Origin of the sequence: Natranaerobius thermophilus JW/NM-WN-LF (assembly GCF_000020005.1) — a bacterium.
Classification (GTDB): Bacteria; Bacillota; Natranaerobiia; order Natranaerobiales; family Natranaerobiaceae; genus Natranaerobius; species Natranaerobius thermophilus.
On sequence record NC_010718.1, the window covers coordinates 1,768,011 to 1,783,310 of the forward strand.

21 protein-coding genes are annotated in these 15,300 nt (G+C 35.4%); all 21 read right to left on the minus strand.

Annotated elements, in window-relative coordinates; translation table 11 throughout:
- Window positions 1–10: 10 nt before the first annotated feature.
- Window positions 11–871 carry an NAD(+)/NADH kinase gene (locus NTHER_RS08545; protein WP_012448134.1) on the minus strand — a complete coding sequence of 287 codons (861 nt, stop codon included), beginning with the start codon at window positions 869–871 and terminating at the stop codon, window positions 11–13.
- The gene (locus NTHER_RS08550) at window positions 868–1,698 is read right to left on the minus strand and encodes a TlyA family RNA methyltransferase (RefSeq protein ID WP_012448135.1); all 831 of its coding nucleotides are present in this window, start codon (window positions 1,696–1,698) and stop codon (window positions 868–870) included. Before NTHER_RS08550 ends, NTHER_RS08545 begins: the two co-directional genes overlap by 4 nt.
- Window positions 1,685–3,580: a 1-deoxy-D-xylulose-5-phosphate synthase gene (gene dxs / locus NTHER_RS08555; protein WP_012448136.1), complete on the minus strand. Its 1,896-nt coding sequence runs from the start codon at window positions 3,578–3,580 to the stop codon at window positions 1,685–1,687. Before dxs ends, NTHER_RS08550 begins: the two co-directional genes overlap by 14 nt.
- Before the next feature lie 9 nt (window positions 3,581–3,589).
- The gene (locus tag NTHER_RS08560; protein ID WP_052291965.1) at window positions 3,590–4,174 is read right to left on the minus strand and encodes a hypothetical protein; all 585 of its coding nucleotides are present in this window, start codon (window positions 4,172–4,174) and stop codon (window positions 3,590–3,592) included.
- Between the two features lie 98 nt (window positions 4,175–4,272).
- The gene (locus NTHER_RS08565; RefSeq protein ID WP_012448138.1) at window positions 4,273–4,716 is read right to left on the minus strand and encodes a divergent PAP2 family protein; all 444 of its coding nucleotides are present in this window, start codon (window positions 4,714–4,716) and stop codon (window positions 4,273–4,275) included.
- 48 nt (window positions 4,717–4,764) lie between these two features.
- Window positions 4,765–5,658 (minus strand): polyprenyl synthetase family protein, encoded by an 894-nt coding sequence (locus NTHER_RS08570; protein WP_012448139.1) that lies wholly within the window; start codon window positions 5,656–5,658, stop codon window positions 4,765–4,767.
- A gap of 2 nt (window positions 5,659–5,660) precedes the next feature.
- Window positions 5,661–5,933, minus strand: coding sequence for an exodeoxyribonuclease VII small subunit (locus NTHER_RS08575; RefSeq protein WP_012448140.1), 273 nt, complete (start codon window positions 5,931–5,933; stop codon window positions 5,661–5,663).
- Complete coding sequence (gene xseA, locus NTHER_RS08580) at window positions 5,920–7,191, minus strand: exodeoxyribonuclease VII large subunit (protein WP_012448141.1); 1,272 nt, start codon at window positions 7,189–7,191, stop codon at window positions 5,920–5,922. The genes NTHER_RS08575 and xseA overlap by 14 nt, the downstream gene beginning before the upstream one ends.
- The gene (gene folD, locus NTHER_RS08585) at window positions 7,173–8,027 is read right to left on the minus strand and encodes a bifunctional methylenetetrahydrofolate dehydrogenase/methenyltetrahydrofolate cyclohydrolase FolD (RefSeq protein WP_012448142.1); all 855 of its coding nucleotides are present in this window, start codon (window positions 8,025–8,027) and stop codon (window positions 7,173–7,175) included. The genes xseA and folD overlap by 19 nt, the downstream gene beginning before the upstream one ends.
- 109 nt (window positions 8,028–8,136) lie before the next feature.
- Window positions 8,137–9,117 (minus strand): Kae1-like domain-containing protein, encoded by a 981-nt coding sequence (locus NTHER_RS08590; RefSeq protein WP_041367026.1) that lies wholly within the window; start codon window positions 9,115–9,117, stop codon window positions 8,137–8,139.
- Between the two features lie 6 nt (window positions 9,118–9,123).
- On the minus strand, window positions 9,124–9,543 hold the full coding sequence (gene nusB, locus NTHER_RS08595) for a transcription antitermination factor NusB (RefSeq protein WP_012448144.1): 420 nt from the start codon (window positions 9,541–9,543) through the stop codon (window positions 9,124–9,126).
- 34 nt (window positions 9,544–9,577) lie between these two features.
- Window positions 9,578–9,799 (minus strand): DUF2273 domain-containing protein, encoded by a 222-nt coding sequence (locus NTHER_RS08600; RefSeq protein WP_012448145.1) that lies wholly within the window; start codon window positions 9,797–9,799, stop codon window positions 9,578–9,580.
- A gap of 15 nt (window positions 9,800–9,814) precedes the next feature.
- Window positions 9,815–10,354 (minus strand): alkaline shock response membrane anchor protein AmaP, encoded by a 540-nt coding sequence (amaP, locus tag NTHER_RS08605; RefSeq protein ID WP_012448146.1) that lies wholly within the window; start codon window positions 10,352–10,354, stop codon window positions 9,815–9,817.
- A 47-nt stretch (window positions 10,355–10,401) separates the two neighbouring features.
- A complete protein-coding gene (locus NTHER_RS08610; RefSeq protein ID WP_012448147.1) occupies window positions 10,402–10,776 on the minus strand; it encodes an Asp23/Gls24 family envelope stress response protein in 375 nt (124 codons plus the stop codon).
- A gap of 96 nt (window positions 10,777–10,872) precedes the next feature.
- Window positions 10,873–11,511 (minus strand): SpoIIIAH-like family protein, encoded by a 639-nt coding sequence (locus NTHER_RS15245; protein ID WP_012448148.1) that lies wholly within the window; start codon window positions 11,509–11,511, stop codon window positions 10,873–10,875.
- 18 nt (window positions 11,512–11,529) lie between these two features.
- The gene (locus tag NTHER_RS08620; RefSeq protein WP_012448149.1) at window positions 11,530–12,114 is read right to left on the minus strand and encodes a sporulation stage III protein AG; all 585 of its coding nucleotides are present in this window, start codon (window positions 12,112–12,114) and stop codon (window positions 11,530–11,532) included.
- Window positions 12,115–12,171: 57 nt separating this feature from the next.
- On the minus strand, window positions 12,172–12,882 hold the full coding sequence (spoIIIAF, locus tag NTHER_RS08625; protein ID WP_012448150.1) for a stage III sporulation protein AF: 711 nt from the start codon (window positions 12,880–12,882) through the stop codon (window positions 12,172–12,174).
- Between the two features lie 25 nt (window positions 12,883–12,907).
- Entirely contained in the window at window positions 12,908–14,122 is a 1,215-nt protein-coding gene (gene spoIIIAE / locus NTHER_RS08630; RefSeq protein ID WP_012448151.1) for a stage III sporulation protein AE, read from the minus strand.
- A 42-nt stretch (window positions 14,123–14,164) separates the two neighbouring features.
- Window positions 14,165–14,554, minus strand: coding sequence for a stage III sporulation protein AD (spoIIIAD, locus tag NTHER_RS08635; protein ID WP_041367029.1), 390 nt, complete (start codon window positions 14,552–14,554; stop codon window positions 14,165–14,167).
- 1 nt (window position 14,555) lies between these two features.
- Complete coding sequence (gene spoIIIAC, locus NTHER_RS08640) at window positions 14,556–14,762, minus strand: stage III sporulation protein AC (protein WP_012448153.1); 207 nt, start codon at window positions 14,760–14,762, stop codon at window positions 14,556–14,558.
- Window positions 14,763–14,777: 15 nt separating this feature from the next.
- A complete protein-coding gene (locus tag NTHER_RS08645) occupies window positions 14,778–15,293 on the minus strand; it encodes a stage III sporulation protein AB (protein ID WP_012448154.1) in 516 nt (171 codons plus the stop codon).
- Window positions 15,294–15,300: the final 7 nt, after the last annotated feature.

Consider the following 15,300-nt stretch of genomic DNA (forward strand, 5'->3'; position numbering starts at 1 on the left):
TCCCTAATCATTATACTTCTTGACCTCCTGTCAATTTTTCATTTAATAACTGATAAAAACTTCTTCGCCGTAATTTAACTAATTTAGTCTTATAGTTAGATTTTTTAACCTTTATTTCATCGCCATCTTGTAAAGTGAAACCCTGTTGACCGTCTACAGTTAAAACTACTACAGCGTAATTGGTTTTCATCTTAGCAGTTACCACCTCATCAGATGATATTATTACAGATCTATTATGCATGAGATGAGGACATATCGGGGTAATCATCATGACCTCCAAATTGGAACTAATAATAGGACCTCCAGCTGAAAAAGAATATCCCGTTGAACCTGTTGGGCTAGTAACTATCAAACCATCTCCCGGATACGTTTCCAGATAATTACCGCCCACTTTAGTTTCAACTTCAATTATTCTAGAAAATGGCCCCTTAGCAATGATAACATCATTTAAAGCACTAAAAGTTGTGATTTCTTTACGATCTCTTAACACAGTAGCATCTAACATCATGCGCTCTTCAATTGTATAATTACCTGTTAAAAGGCTTTCTAAATATGCCATAACCTCATTAGCTTCAATTTCCGCTAGAAAACCCATCTTCCCTAAATTAATACCTAATAAAGGAATATCATAAGGGGCATACTCTCGAGCTGCCTTTAGTATTGTACCGTCTCCTCCCAGAATGATAATCATTTCCGCCACTTCTCCCATGACATCAGAGGAAACTCCGGCACTTTCAGTCCCAATTAAATCTGCACCTTCATGGGTCAAGTACACATCAATATCGTGTTCTGATAGGATTTTATACATTCTACTTGTAATTTCCGCTACTTGATCTTTTTGAATGTTGGGTATTAAACCTACACTCCTCATAAAGAGCCTCCTTTAAAGTATTCATGGGCATTTTTTACAACTTGTGTTACTATTTGATCCATTGAAGTGTTCGAAGTACTCTGTGAACCCTGACTTAAAAAAGCTAAAAATTCTATATTACCAGCAGGTCCAGTGATAGGGGAAAATGTCAATCCACAAACATTAAAATTCAAATCTGTTTTTGCCATATCTAAAACTTTATGCAAAACTTCTATCTGAATGTCCTTATCTTTTATAACACCTTTTTTCCCAACTTGATCTTTATCAGCTTCAAATTGTGGTTTTATTAATACCAGGATATCCTTAGGATGTGCTAGTATCTCATTTACTATGGGTATTACCAATCTTAAAGAGATAAAGGAAACATCAATAGTCGCTAGATCAGGTATGTCATCAAACAAGTCAGAATTCACATGACGTATATTAGTTTTTTCATGTACTGTCACTTGCTGGCTATTTCTCAACCTCCAAGCTAATTGACCGTATCCCACATCAACTGCATATACATGTGCGGCTCCATTAGCTAATAAACAATCCGTAAAGCCACCTGTTGATGCACCGATATCAACTGCAATTCTATCCTCAACATTTACGGAAAACTCATCTAAAGCTTTCTCTAGTTTATATCCACCTCGACTTACATATTTTAAGTGGTCATTTTTTACATAAAGTGGCACATCAAGATGAACTTTTTTTCCAGGCTTGTCAATTTTTTGATTATCGACAAAAACTAAACCAGCCATAATATTGCGCTTGGCCTGCTCCCTTGATGCGAAATAACCTTTATCTACTAGCAATTGGTCGAGTCGATTTTTATCCTTGCTCAATCTGTTCACCTCTAAGGCGATTTAATATTTTATTTATTAATTCCTGGGAATGTAAACTATATTGACTTAGTACTTTAGATCTATCACCATGCGGAATATATTCATCAGGTAAACAAAATCTATCAATTAATTTATGTGCTAGACCATGTTTAGATAAGCATTCCAATACTTGGGAACCAAATCCTCCTAATTCTGTATTTTCTTCGAAAGTGTAAATGTATTCGTGTTTTTGAGCTATTTCAAGAATTGAACTTTCGTCTAAAGGTTTAACAAATCTAGCATTGAAAACTGTGGGTTCAATACCTTCTTTTTTCAGCATATCAGCCACTTCAAGCATGTCAGGTACCATCTTCCCTACTCCAATCATTGCTACTTGGGATCCTTCTCGTATAGTCTCTCCTTTATACAAAGGAATAGGTGTCATATTCTCCCAAAGAGTTACACCTTCACCTTTTCCTCTAGGATATCTTATAGCTACAGGTTTATTGATGTTAACTGCTGTATTTAACATTCTTTGTAATTCAGCTTCATCTTTAGGTGCCATCACTATCAAATTTGGTATGCTTCTAAGGTACGATAAATCGTATAAACCTTGATGGGTTTCTCCATCTCCTCCAACTATACCAGCTCTATCAATTGCAAAAATCACAGGATTATCTTGCATACAAACATCATGGATAATTTGATCGTATGCTCTTTGTAAAAAAGTTGAATATATAGCAACTACTGGTTTAAACCCTTTACGAGCTAAACCTGCTGCAAAAGTAATTGCATGTTGTTCTGCAATCCCTACATCAAAAAATCTTTCAGGAAATTCTCTAGCAAAATTAGTTAAACCGGTTCCATCCTTCATAGCTGCTGTAATCGCAACAACCGATTCATTTTTCCTGGCAATTTCTGAGATAGTATCTCCAAAAACTTTAGAGTAACTTGGTGCAGTTTCTGCCTTTTTCGGAGCATTACCCGTTTCAATCTCAAAGGGACCAGTTCCGTGAAATTTATCGGGAAATTTCTCGGCAGGTTCGTATCCCTTACCTTTTTTGGTGATTACATGAACAAGGACTGGGCCATTTTTATCCTTGGCATTGTTTAGTACTTCCATGAGTTGAGGAATATTATGACCATCAATAGGTCCAATATAAGTAAAACCTAATTCTTCAAACAACATTCCCGATACCATCAAATATTTCATGCTATCTTTAACCCGTTCAACTGATTTCATCATTTTACCGCCAATGGCTGGGATTCGTTTTAACAGAAACTCTACATCTTCTTTAATTCTGTGGTATTTAGGATCAGTTCTTAATCGAGATAAATATGAAGACAGAGCACCTACATTTGTTCCGATTGACATTTCATTATCATTTAAAATTACTGTCATATTTGCTTGTTCATGGCCAGCATGGTTCATGGCTTCAAAGGCCATTCCACCAGTCATTGCACCGTCTCCGATTACAGCCAAGACTTCTTCATTACTTCCTTGTAAGTCTCTAGCCTTTGCCATACCAAGAGCTGCTGAAATCGAGGTGCTGCTATGTCCAGTACCGAAAGCGTCATAACGACTTTCTTCAGGTTTAGGAAAGCCGGATAATCCTCCAAACTGTCTCAGGGTTGAAAATTGCTCTTTTCTCCCAGTCAATATTTTGTGGATATAAGATTGATGACCTACATCCCAAACAATTTTGTCTTGTATAGGTGAAAACACCTTATGAATAGCAAGAGTCAGTTCCACTACCCCTAAATTAGGTGCAAGGTGACCACCCGTTATAGAAATAGAGCTTATTAAAAATTCCCTGAGTTCCTCAGCCAGCTTGTTCAAATCTTCTGTTGATAGATGTTTTAAATCTTCTGATGTATTAATATAACTCAATAATTTAGTCATTTATATCCCTCACTTCACATTTTTAATGTGTTTTTTGGGAAAAACAAGTAGGTCTTCAAGTTTTGTTAATACAACGCCTACTAAAAAAATAATGTCTGTCCCTCTGGTAACCGCAATATATTTACCATAAGCCTTACCACCTACTGTCAGCGCTGATACAAAGGCTGTTAAGCCTATGTTTAAAACAGTTGAACCTAGCATTTCTTGTTCGGCTACCATTCTTAAAACAAGTATAGTAACTATTGTACCACTAGCTATACCAGCTATATCACCCACAACATCAGCGCAAAAGTTGGCTACTTGATCACGATTTTTTATGAGTTCATTGGCTTTTTTAGCACCATAAACTTTTTTAGCAGCTTTGGCGTGGATAGGGGCTTCACTAGCGGATGTGGCAGATACTCCAATAAGATCAAAAAAAATCCCTGTAAATACTGTTATTAGTAAAACAATCAAAGTTATGATTGTAGAAGTAACCTGTGCCAGAACAAATTGACTAACAAAACTAAAAACAATTGCAAGGAAAAAAGTCCAAATACTAATTACAATAGCCCATCGATTAACCGTATTTTGTTTTTCTCGCATTTTTGACAAATCTGTTTCACCCCGGTTCTTTTAAAATATCTACCCGAGAGATGCTAGTAATCGCATTTTATATTATAACACAGCTTGATTAAAACTAAAAAGAACCCTCAAAACACAACTAGATAAGCAACTAAAAATCCTAAAATAGCACCTGCCAAAACTTCAACAGGAGTGTGCCCTATTAACTCCTTTAGTCTTTGTTCTGTTAAATTCTTGTCCGTATTATCTTCAAAGATTAATTTATTTAATATCTCAGCTTGTTTCCCCGCTGCCCTTCTTACACCAGCGGCATCATACATTACTACTAGAGCAAAAACTATTGACAGGGCAGTTATCGGTGCCCCCCAACCCAAGTCAAATCCTAAAGCGCCGGTCAAACCCACAACAAAAGAAGAATGAGAGCTGGGCATACCACCACTTGCAACAAATAATTTTAGATCAAGAGATCTATGCTTGATCAGATATATTGTAAACTTAATAAGCTGAGCGACAAACCATCCTATTAAAGCTGATATCAAATAAATATTTGATAAAAGTTCATTTAAAATCAAACTATTATCCGCCTTTCTATAGTAACTTCCTACTAACTGATGTTAATCCTATTTTTCCCTGTTGACTATTTTGTTAGCCAATTCCCGTAAAATATTAGCTTCTTCCCCATAATCAGAAATAGCCGTTAAAGCTTCATGATGTAAACGAGAGGCATATTCATGGGATTCCTTTAAGCCCATAATCTTAGGGTATGTGGCTTTTTCATTGTCATCATCTTTTCCAACTGTTTTACCAAGTTTTTGTTCATCCCCTTCAATATCTAAAATGTCATCAACAACTTGAAATGCTAAACCAAGTTTTTGGGCGTATGTTGTCAGTTTTTCTAAATCGGCTTGACTAGCTTGTGATAAAATAGCTCCTATTCTGATACTAGCAGTAAATAAGGCACCTGTCTTGTGTTTATGGATATATGAAACTGTTTCTAGATCAATATCCGCATTTTTCTCACTTTTTATATCTACTACTTGTCCTCCTATCATACCTTTAGTGCCAGATGCTTTAGCAACTTCACTTATTGCCCATAGTGGCGTTCTAGCGTCTGTGAAGTTTTCAACCCCCTTAGAAGTCATTAATTCAAAAGCATAATTTAACAATGCATCGCCTGCTAGGATAGCTATATCTTCACCAAAAACTACATGATTAGTTGATTTACCTCGTCTCAAATCATCATTATCCAGGGCAGGTAAATCGTCATGAATTAAGGAATAAGTATGAATTAATTCTATGGCACAAGCAAATGGTAAAATAGTTTTTTTATTAGCTCCAAATAAGTCTCCTGCTGCAAGAGTTAAAAGTGGACGTAATCTCTTGCCACCAGCAAAAACGCTGTAATGCATGGCTTCATGGATTGCAGTAGGATATTCAGATTTATTGGGAAGGTATTCCTGTAACTTTTGATCCACTAAATTTTTGTTATTTTTCATAAAAACATCTAAAGACATGATTATTCCTCCTCAAAATCAACTGGCTCAAACTTTAATTCACCTGTTTCCTCATCCTTTGTCAATTTTTCAATTTGTTTTTCTGCCTGTTTTAATTTCTCATTACAAACTCTGGACAATTCAATTCCTTTTTGGAATTTTTTCAAAGATTCTTCAAGGGTGAGCTCGCCCCGTTCTAGTGCCTGCACAACCTTTTCTAGCTCAGTTAAAGCATGTTCGAACTCTACATTTTCTTGATTATTTTGATTGATTTCCTCTTTGTTATTGTCTGTCATAGTCTTCCTCCTCATTACACAAAGAATTCAAATTTGAATGGTCTTCACTTATATGATGTTCTTGCTTTTCCTTTACTAAACATTTCGCAGAACCATCAAAAAACGTAAGTTTCAGGATATCTTCCTGTTCTATGTCAGTTACACTCCTGACTATGTCCCCATCATGTGTCTGGCAAAAAGTATAACCACGCCCTAAAGTTTTTAGAGGGCTCAATGAGTCCAGCTGTTCTACTAAAGATGAGTATTTATTTCTTTTAAGTTTAAAGAGATGATAAACTTCCCTTAACAATCGCTGATCTAAATATTCTAATTCTTTTTTTCGTTCAGAGATTAATGTATACGGATTTTTCATAACCGGCCTGTCAAGTAACTCTACTACTCTCTGATCTAAATTGCGATACTTATGGTATAACGCTTTTGTCAATCTATGTTTGTAGTCACTAACTTGCCTTTTAAGCTCAACCTGATCTGGAACCACCAATTCTGCTGCTGCAGTTGGAGTAGGGGCTCTCAAATCTGACACAAAATCTGAAATGGTAAAGTCCGTTTCGTGTCCAACACATGAAATCACAGGAGCTTTTGACGAAAAAATTGCCCTAGCCACTTCTTCAGTATTGAAGGGCCAAATTTCCTCTAAAGAACCTCCACCTCTACCGACTAAAATCACATCTATATCATCAATTGAGTTAGCATAATCAATTCCTGCTCTTATTTCACTGGCTGCATATTCACCCTGTACTCTCACGGGGATTAACAGTATTGATGTTAAAGGAAATCTTCTACTTATAGTTACTATCATATCTCTAACTGCAGCTCCTGTCGGCGAAGTAACCACGGCAATTTTCTTGGGAAAAGGAGGTAAAGTTTTTTTATATTCCTCATTAAATATGCCTTCTTCTGCTAATTTTTCCTTCAATTGCTCAAAGGCAAGATGCAACGATCCTAAACCATGGGAGTACATTTTCTCTACATAAAGTTGATATAAGCCTGCTCTTTCAAAAATTCCTACAACACCTTGTACTATAACGTCCATTCCATCTTGGGGAGAAAAATCTAAATTCCAATTGCGGTTGCGAAACATCACACAGCGGAGACTAGCCCCTTCATCTTTTAAAGTAAAATACATATGTCCTGATGAGTGGTGTTTAAAATTAGAAATCTCACCTCTCACCAGGACATTTTTAAGATTATGATCTTGTAGTAACAGGTTTTTAAGATAATTCGTTAGTTGCGAAACCGTTACTGTTCGTTCAGACATCTCCTGGCAGCCTCGATGGTATTATTTAAAAGCATTGTGATGGTCATAGGGCCAACACCGCCTGGTACAGGTGTAATCCATCCAGCAACTTCTTTGGCAGATTCAAATTCAACATCCCCGATTAGCTTATCATCAACTTTATTAACTCCCACATCAATCACTACAGCTCCTGGTTTAATCATTTTTCCAGTTACTATCTCAGGCCGCCCTACAGCAACTATCAAAAGATCGGCGGATTTTGTCATTTCTGTCAGGTCCTTTGTCCTGGAATGACAGATAGATACAGTCGCATTTCGTTCTAACAAGAGCAGAGATATTGGTTTGCCTACTATATTACTTCTACCCAATACCACTGCATGTTTACCGTTCAAATCATAATCGATGGAATCCAATAACTTCATGATACCGGCTGGGGTACATGGAGTAAACCTCTTTTGTCCAATGGTAAGGTTTCCTACATTTACTGGATGAAAACTATCCACATCTTTATATTGATCTATTGCATTAAGGATTTTATATTCGTCAATATGATAAGGAAGCGGAAGTTGAACTAAAATACCGTGTACACTGTCATCTTTATTAAGCTCATCTATCAATCGCAATAGTTCATCTTCTTCAACGTTAGTTGGTAATCTTTTAACCGTTGATTCAATTCCCACTTTACCTGCAGTTTTTTCTTTCATATTCACATAAGTCTGTGAAGCCGAATCTTCTCCCACCAAGACAACAGCCAAATGTGGTGTGACGCCTTGAGATTTTAAATCCTCAACATCCTTTTGTAAATCGGAGCGAATTTCCTTAGCCACATCTGAACCTTTTATTAAACTCGCACTCACAAAAATACCTCCTTTTAAGTAACTCTTAATATCTTCCCCTTCATTTAACCTTATTTAATTAAAAACTCTGTTAATTTGTGCGTAAGCTGTATGAATCAATTAACAGAGTTTAATTAAAAAAATTATTGTAACCGAGCCAGGCAACCCCAACAGCATTATCTTTGGATAGTTCGGGGCTACCAAAAATTAAATTGTATTTTTCATTGGAAATATTTTTTGATAAATAGTTCTTAATATACGAATTACTCATGACCCCACCTACAAATAAAATATTTTTTACTTGATGTTTCTTGAGCGCATTTTCAAGTACTGTTAACAGCGATTTAGCAACACATTGCTCTATCCCCCTAGCAACAGCTGGCTTTGGGTAATCCTCATTGTGTATCAATCTCTTAATATGAGTTTCCGGGCCTGAAAAGTTAATTTTAGTATCTTCAACTGAAAAGGGAACAGATATATCAGTTTGTCCTGATTGGTCCCCAAGTTTTTCTAAATGCGGACCTCCAGGGAATGGCAGATTCATTAATTTTGCCGTTCTATCTATTAATTGTCCTGCTGCAATATCTTTTGTTCCCCCAATTATTTCTATGTCAAATGAAGAAAATTTACCCTTGGTATGGCAGATTAATAATTCAGTGGTTCCTCCTGAAACATGAAATACCAGAAACTTGTCCATATCTTCAAGGCGAATATTGTTGCTTTTTTCATATACAATCGAAGCGATATGCCCCTCTTGATGTGTATATTCCAATAAAGGAATACCACTACTCAAAGATAATGCCTTTGCATAAGAATCACCCACTTTAAAGACGGGCATATATGAACCTTCTATGGGACGTGGTCTACTGCTAACTGCAATAGCAGCCAAGTTTAAATCCAGATTATTGACATTCAATTGTTTTTTTATTTCAGTTAGTCCTTGGGGAAGATTATTAATATGTTGAAAAACAGCTTCCGATTGTCTTAAACCGCCTTTTCCCATAGCAACTTCTAAAGGGCGTTCAGTTTTTGCAATAATCTTTCCTTGCTTGTTAATTACCGCCATAGATGTAGTATAACAACTCGTATCTAAACCCATTAGCAGTTCCATCGGCTATCACCGCGCCTTATTCAATTGATTAGCAACTTGGTCAAGAATTCCATTAATATACCCGGAGGCTTTATCTGTACTGAATTTTTTAGCTAGTTCTACAGCTTCATTGATCGAAACTCGAGTGGGAATATCATCAAAAAATAAAATTTCACTAATAGCTAACCGCAATATACTTAGATCAACCTTGCTCAATCGGTCTATTTTCCAGTTTTCAGAAAACTTTTCGATGTACTCATCAATCTTTTGTAAATTTGATTCAGTACGAGAAACTACCGTTTCTATGTATTGATAGTTATTATAGTTAAGCTCTTCTTTGGCTTGTGCCAGAATATCTTCCGCTCCTACTTCATCTACATGATCATCATTAAATGCCATTTGGAATACTAATTTCATACTTGCCTCTCTAGCAGTTCGTCTACTCATACCTTACTCCCCTTTTTCATCTTTTATCTAGAGTTTATCTCCTGGGAGGCAAAAATTTTTCTATAGAATCTGGTAATCTTTTTTCTTTATCCCAAAAACGTCCCACAAAAAAACCTAGTCCCATTAGTATTATTGTAATCAAACCACGCCAAAATCCAAAGAAAATAAAAATTAAGGCAATTAAAAAACCAATAACAACTCCTACAATCCTACCAAAATAATTTTCGAGTAAGTACATAAGGTATTCCCGATCCATGTCATCACCCCCACACTACTTAGCTGGACGAGAAGCTTCAGTAGTTATATTTTCAACTAAAACTTTGACTTCTTTTACATTAATGCCAGCCTGAGATTCGACATTTTCTTTAACAGCTTTCTGTAGCTGTTCTGATACTTGAGGAATTTCAAGATCGGCAAGGATTTTCCCTCTCAAATAGATAATTACTCCATTTTCTGATACTTTTATGTTGGTTTTTACTTCCTTAATACCTTTTACCTCTTTTTGTGCTGCCCTGATCACCATACTCTCGATTGTTTGAAGGGAAATTTTAACTTCTCCCATTTCAGTAGCATGATTAACTGTTTCTGCTTGAGATTCTGTTTTAAACACTCCCCATATTGATCTAAATGCAATTAATAATAATACTAGACCTAGTATTCCTATCTCAATTGTTCCTGTGTAATAATCCAAGCTTGTCCCTATGTAGTTAATAACCAAGTTTAAAGGGATTGCATAAGCGATCAAGGTAATGGACAGCAACAAAATAATCAAACTGCCAATAAAAAATATAATTCTATCAAGCACCTGCATTTACATAGACCTCCTTTACCCATTATGTTATCCTATTTAATATTTTTTTATCCTTCATCTGGGAATCTAACTCTTTGAATATTTACATTGACATTTGTTACTGAAAAACCTGTCATATTTTCTACTGCTTCCTTAACAGCCTCCTGGGCTGCTTTTGAAACATCAGGTATTTTTGTCCCGTATTTTATATCTACGTTCACATCAATAAAGACATTATCTTCTTCTAACTCCACGTTAATACCCTTAGATTGTGATTTTTTACCAAAAAATTCACTAAGGCCTTCAGAAATTCCTCCTCCCACATTGTATATTTCATCAAAGTCACTTAAAGCTAGATAAGCTATCACACCTATTACATTGTTACCAATTCTGACATGCCCTAATTCATTTTTTTCAGCCATAGTATGTGAATTATATTCCATAGCTAAACACCTCCCGTTATTACTATAAGTATAATTCGTGATTCAAAACCAAAATCCTTTTTATATTAACAAACTAGAATGATAAATCTACCCCTATTAGTTGTGTTCAACCACTTTAACATTGGAAGTTTGTATATTAGCGTTTTCAGAAACTATCTCTGCGATTTGCATGACCTCTGTTTCCGATAGATTTTCTGCTCTAACCACTACATTGGCAAAACTATCTCTATAAAACAAAATGGCATCCTCAAATCCATTTGCCCTGATTAGATTTTCAATAATTAATTCTTTTTCTTTCTTAGTAACTAATTCTAACAGTTCCTGTTCTACTTCCTGTTTTGCATCTTGACTAGTATTAGGATTATCGAGAAATTCATTCAATCTTTCTATCTCTTTTGATCTAACTCGATCTCTTTGTAGTCTATATTCTACAAAAAAATCTTTATCATCTTCAAGTTCCCAGTCCTCAGCTTTTTCAGGTGGTAAAATATCAGAGACATCATCCAGTTCTTCATCCTTTGAAATAAATTCAGAATCGAACTCGTCTTTTTGAATCATATCATTAGACTCCTCTTTGAAACTGAATACTTCTTGGTCATCTTTTTTTACTGCCTCATCTTTTAGGATCTCTACTTCCTCCACCTGCCGCTCTACATTTATAATCCAAAAAGCCGTTGCTATGAATAGAGCTAATACCAGCAACAGCCATCTTCTTTTTAAATGCACAATCTTCATAATATAGCCTCCTTTAAATCAATTTTCTTTGGGTAAGATCACAATTTTATGTTCGGGTACATCAAATAAAGTAGTAGCTGCCCTTTGCAATTGCTTTTTAACATTGATATTATTTGCACCTTCTGCTACTATCACTATTCCATTTATAGAGGGTTTATATTCTTTGATCACCATTGGTTGTTCTTGGCCTTCTTCTCTTACAGTTAATATTTCTTCCGTTGTAAATCTTTCTTCAATTTCTCGCTCCCCTTCCGCTCCATCAGCTTCTACTGTAGTAACCTGTTCCTCATCCACATTTTTGGCTAAATCCAATTCACCACTTCCTTTTAAACTGAGCATGACTTTAGTACTGCCTGCCCCTGTGACTAAAGAAAGTGCTTCTTCTAGTTCTTGTTCAAGTTGTTTTTTGTATCTATACTCTTCTGTTGATCTGTCAATTTGTTCATCCTCTGTTTCTATGTCTATGTTTTTTTCTATTTCTTGTTCATCCTTTTCCCCATTATCAATAGGATTACCCATAATTACAAAAATAAGCCCCAGTACACCCAAAACAATTAAATGGGGCGGTATTTTTTGGAATAATTCTTTTGGATTTTGAGACACTTTTTACCCTCCTTGTACAATGAGTTATTGAGCTAGTACATATTATGCAGTAAGCTTTTATTTAATTACTTCTACATCAATTAACTCTCTTTCTAAATGAAATTTTTTACTAAGTTCATATTTAAATTTTTCTTTATTTTCTTGAATATTTTTAGATAATTTTAAATCTTGGCCTTGTTGGTTTTTTTCATCTTTCCCTCCTAGTTCAGTTTTTTCAGATTTATCATCCTGTTTTTCATCATTAAGATTAATTTTAACTTCTTTAACTGGTTCTACTAATTGCCCTTCTTTGTCTTCAGAGCTTCTGTATTCTTTTTTACCATTTAATTGGGTTAAATAAACGGTCATGTTTTTTATCTCACCATAGTTAGCAGCTTCCATGTCCTCTTCATAATTAAGCTCTATATCGGAAACTTTTAGTTTTTCAAAATAATCACTGGCTAGATCCACTATCTCCTTTGAGATCATTTGTTCATATTCTTTATCAATTTCTGCGATATTTTCTTCTTTAAGTTGTCCACCCCTTTGAATGAGTTCATCTGTTTCTTCAGCAGAAGTTTCTTTTTCAAATATATCTGGTTCTATCATGAAGTTTTCACTTTCTATAATGCTTACTATAGGATTTAGGATGATCAATACTATTAATAAACCAATTACCAATCTTACATATCTTTGTAATTGGCCTTGTGGTAACAAAAGTTCTAAAAAAGTTGCCAGGACAATTACTACCACTATCGTTGTGATCAGTTCATTTACTGTACTCAGCATTTCCCTTCCCCCTTTCTGTCAGACTTTACCCTCTTATCATCATAGATACATTAGCTGCGCCAACAATAGCAGCCATAGCTATAAAAAACATAATAGACACAGTAGCTACTCCTGCAAATACCCAGGTTAAACATTTCGACATAGTACCAAGGCTTTCGGGTATGGAAGTCTCACCTAAAGGTTCTAATAGTGAAGCGGCCAACTTATATACAAATACAAGGGCTAAAATTTTTAATGCTGGAAATATGGTTACAAAAAAAAGTATAATTGCCCCTGCCATTGTGACACTGTTAGTTAAAACTAAGGATGCTCCCATGACAGTTTCAACAGCATCTGATAGTGCTTTACCAATCACCGGTATAAAAGAACCTGTTAAAAACTTTGCCGCTCTAATACTTATACCATCTGCAACGGCGCCACCTACTCCCTGCAATCCCATGATTCCGATAAAGATAGTTAGAAAGAATCCAATTGCCGTAATACTGATGTTTTGGAACAAACCTGCAAGAGAAGATACCTTGAATTTGGGATTAAGGTGACTTATTACACTTAAAACTGCTGAAAAAAGTAATAATGGGAAAATCACATTATTGATCAAGGTACTAAAAGTGTTTATTAAGAAAATTGAGATCGGATGGAAAATAGCAACTGTTGTAACTGCCCCCATAGATGCTAATAAAGTTAATAACAGCGGAACCATGGCCAAGATGATATCCACCATACTTGAAACTGCTTCTCTACCAATGTCGACAGCTAGATAAAAACTCTGTAGTGCAATAATCACTACAGCAAAGTAAATTACGGTATGGGCAAGACGAGCAACTTTTTCATTGGCAAAGGCTCCTTGTAGAGCTGTCAACAAAGCAGCTATTACAGTTAGAACAATGACTTTTCCAAGTAATCTGAAATTTACAATGACTTCGTGTAGAAAGAACTGTAATAGACCTGAAAATACTTGAGCTAGTGAAAAACCTTCTTCTTCACCAACTATCATATAAAATAAATCTCTAAATGATAGGTCGGGTATATATTCTGACATTTCCTGATCTAGCTCTTCCCAGTGATCCCTTAATTGATCAATTTCTGGCTGATCCATGATTTGATCTAGCTCGTCCTCCATTTGCTCTTCCGCAGTTGTTTCACCTCCTGTATCACCACTTATTGGTGAAGGAACCAATAATATATACAAGATTATTAACAAAAGTATTATTTTTCTCTGGCGAAACTTTTTAAAGTTCATAAGCCAATAACATCCTTCCATGATTAATTAAATCTAGAGTATTTAAGAAGGTAGTAATGTTAATACGGTCTCTAAGATCATTAAAACTAACGGTACAGCTAAAAGCATAATGGCGATTTTACCCGCTAACTCAATTTTTTTTGCAATAGTTCCCTCACCCGCGTCATTACAAACTTGAGCACCGAATTCAGTAATATAAGCTATTCCAACAATTTTCAACAATGTATCCATGTAGGCCAAGTCTAAATTAGCCTGTACAGTTAACTCTTCTAAAACTGTTAATATCGAATGTAGGGGCTCTATAACTTTTAAAAAAATCATAATTCCTGCTCCCATTGATAGTAAAATAGCTAACTCTTTGCGCTGTTGTCTTAAAATTACAATTAATACTGTTGCAATAAAACCAAAACCTACAATTTGCACTATATCCATATCAATACACCCCGAATACTTGACGAACTGTTTCAAACAAATCAGCAAGTAACTGGATAATCATAAAAAGTACTATTATTACGCCAGCTAAATTTACGTAAGTTGTAACTTCTTGCCTATCCAATATATTTAAAACTGGATTTAATACTGCTAAAATCATTCCTACCCCAGCTATTTTGAACAATAAATCAATGTCCAGTTCATACATCAGTATACCTCCCAGCTACCAAATTAGTATTACCAGCATGAGGCCTGCCAGAACACCGAGGTATCGCCACATGCGTTCATTTTTCCTTTGATCTTCCATTGCAATTTTTTGATTAGCTCTAATATGGGAAAGACATAACTCAACTTGCTTTAACTGCTCCCCAGAATCACTTTTCCCTAAATAACTAGCAAAGTTCTCTAAGACCTGCCAATCTTCTTCATTAATGCTCAATTCATGTTGTAATTGTTGCTTAGTTTTATAGAAAGCTTCTTCAGGTGTAACACCATTATGTTTTAAGTGTTCATTAACTCTGTGAAATATTTTCCCAGCCCCTTTAGGAAATCTTCGGCCAATTTTAGATAATAATTCAGGAAGGGGTACAGCAGCATAATTAATTTCTGAGCCGGTCATTTCTAATAAAACTTCCAATTGTCTCAATAGTTTTGGCCTCATCTTATATTTGTGTGCCACTTGATTTCCTAAGGCCATAGTTGAAAATAAAATTAATCCTGCGCCTACTATCCTGATCATTTCTGAC

What these genes read in the sequence shown, in the direction of transcription:
- NTHER_RS08545 (WP_012448134.1), bottom strand. Translation starts at nt 871, where the DNA reads ATGAGGAGTGTAGGTTTAATACCCAACATTCAAAAAGATCAAGTAGCG.
- dxs (WP_012448136.1), bottom strand. Translation starts at nt 3,580, where the DNA reads ATGACTAAATTATTGAGTTATATTAATACATCAGAAGATTTAAAACAT.
- NTHER_RS08570 (WP_012448139.1), bottom strand. Translation starts at nt 5,658, where the DNA reads ATGTCTTTAGATGTTTTTATGAAAAATAACAAAAATTTAGTGGATCAA.
- NTHER_RS08575 (WP_012448140.1), bottom strand. Translation starts at nt 5,933, where the DNA reads ATGACAGACAATAACAAAGAGGAAATCAATCAAAATAATCAAGAAAAT.
- xseA (WP_012448141.1), bottom strand. Translation starts at nt 7,191, where the DNA reads ATGTCTGAACGAACAGTAACGGTTTCGCAACTAACGAATTATCTTAAA.
- NTHER_RS08590 (WP_041367026.1), bottom strand. Translation starts at nt 9,117, where the DNA reads ATGGAACTGCTAATGGGTTTAGATACGAGTTGTTATACTACATCTATG.
- nusB (WP_012448144.1), bottom strand. Translation starts at nt 9,543, where the DNA reads ATGAGTAGACGAACTGCTAGAGAGGCAAGTATGAAATTAGTATTCCAA.
- NTHER_RS08600 (WP_012448145.1), bottom strand. Translation starts at nt 9,799, where the DNA reads ATGGATCGGGAATACCTTATGTACTTACTCGAAAATTATTTTGGTAGG.
- amaP (WP_012448146.1), bottom strand. Translation starts at nt 10,354, where the DNA reads ATGCAGGTGCTTGATAGAATTATATTTTTTATTGGCAGTTTGATTATT.
- NTHER_RS08610 (WP_012448147.1), bottom strand. Translation starts at nt 10,776, where the DNA reads ATGGAATATAATTCACATACTATGGCTGAAAAAAATGAATTAGGGCAT.
- NTHER_RS15245 (WP_012448148.1), bottom strand. Translation starts at nt 11,511, where the DNA reads ATGAAGATTGTGCATTTAAAAAGAAGATGGCTGTTGCTGGTATTAGCT.
- spoIIIAF (WP_012448150.1), bottom strand. Translation starts at nt 12,882, where the DNA reads ATGCTGAGTACAGTAAATGAACTGATCACAACGATAGTGGTAGTAATT.
- spoIIIAE (WP_012448151.1), bottom strand. Translation starts at nt 14,122, where the DNA reads ATGAACTTTAAAAAGTTTCGCCAGAGAAAAATAATACTTTTGTTAATA.
- spoIIIAD (WP_041367029.1), bottom strand. Translation starts at nt 14,554, where the DNA reads ATGGATATAGTGCAAATTGTAGGTTTTGGTTTTATTGCAACAGTATTA.
- spoIIIAC (WP_012448153.1), bottom strand. Translation starts at nt 14,762, where the DNA reads ATGTATGAACTGGACATTGATTTATTGTTCAAAATAGCTGGGGTAGGA.
- NTHER_RS08645 (WP_012448154.1), bottom strand. Translation starts at nt 15,293, where the DNA reads ATGATCAGGATAGTAGGCGCAGGATTAATTTTATTTTCAACTATGGCC.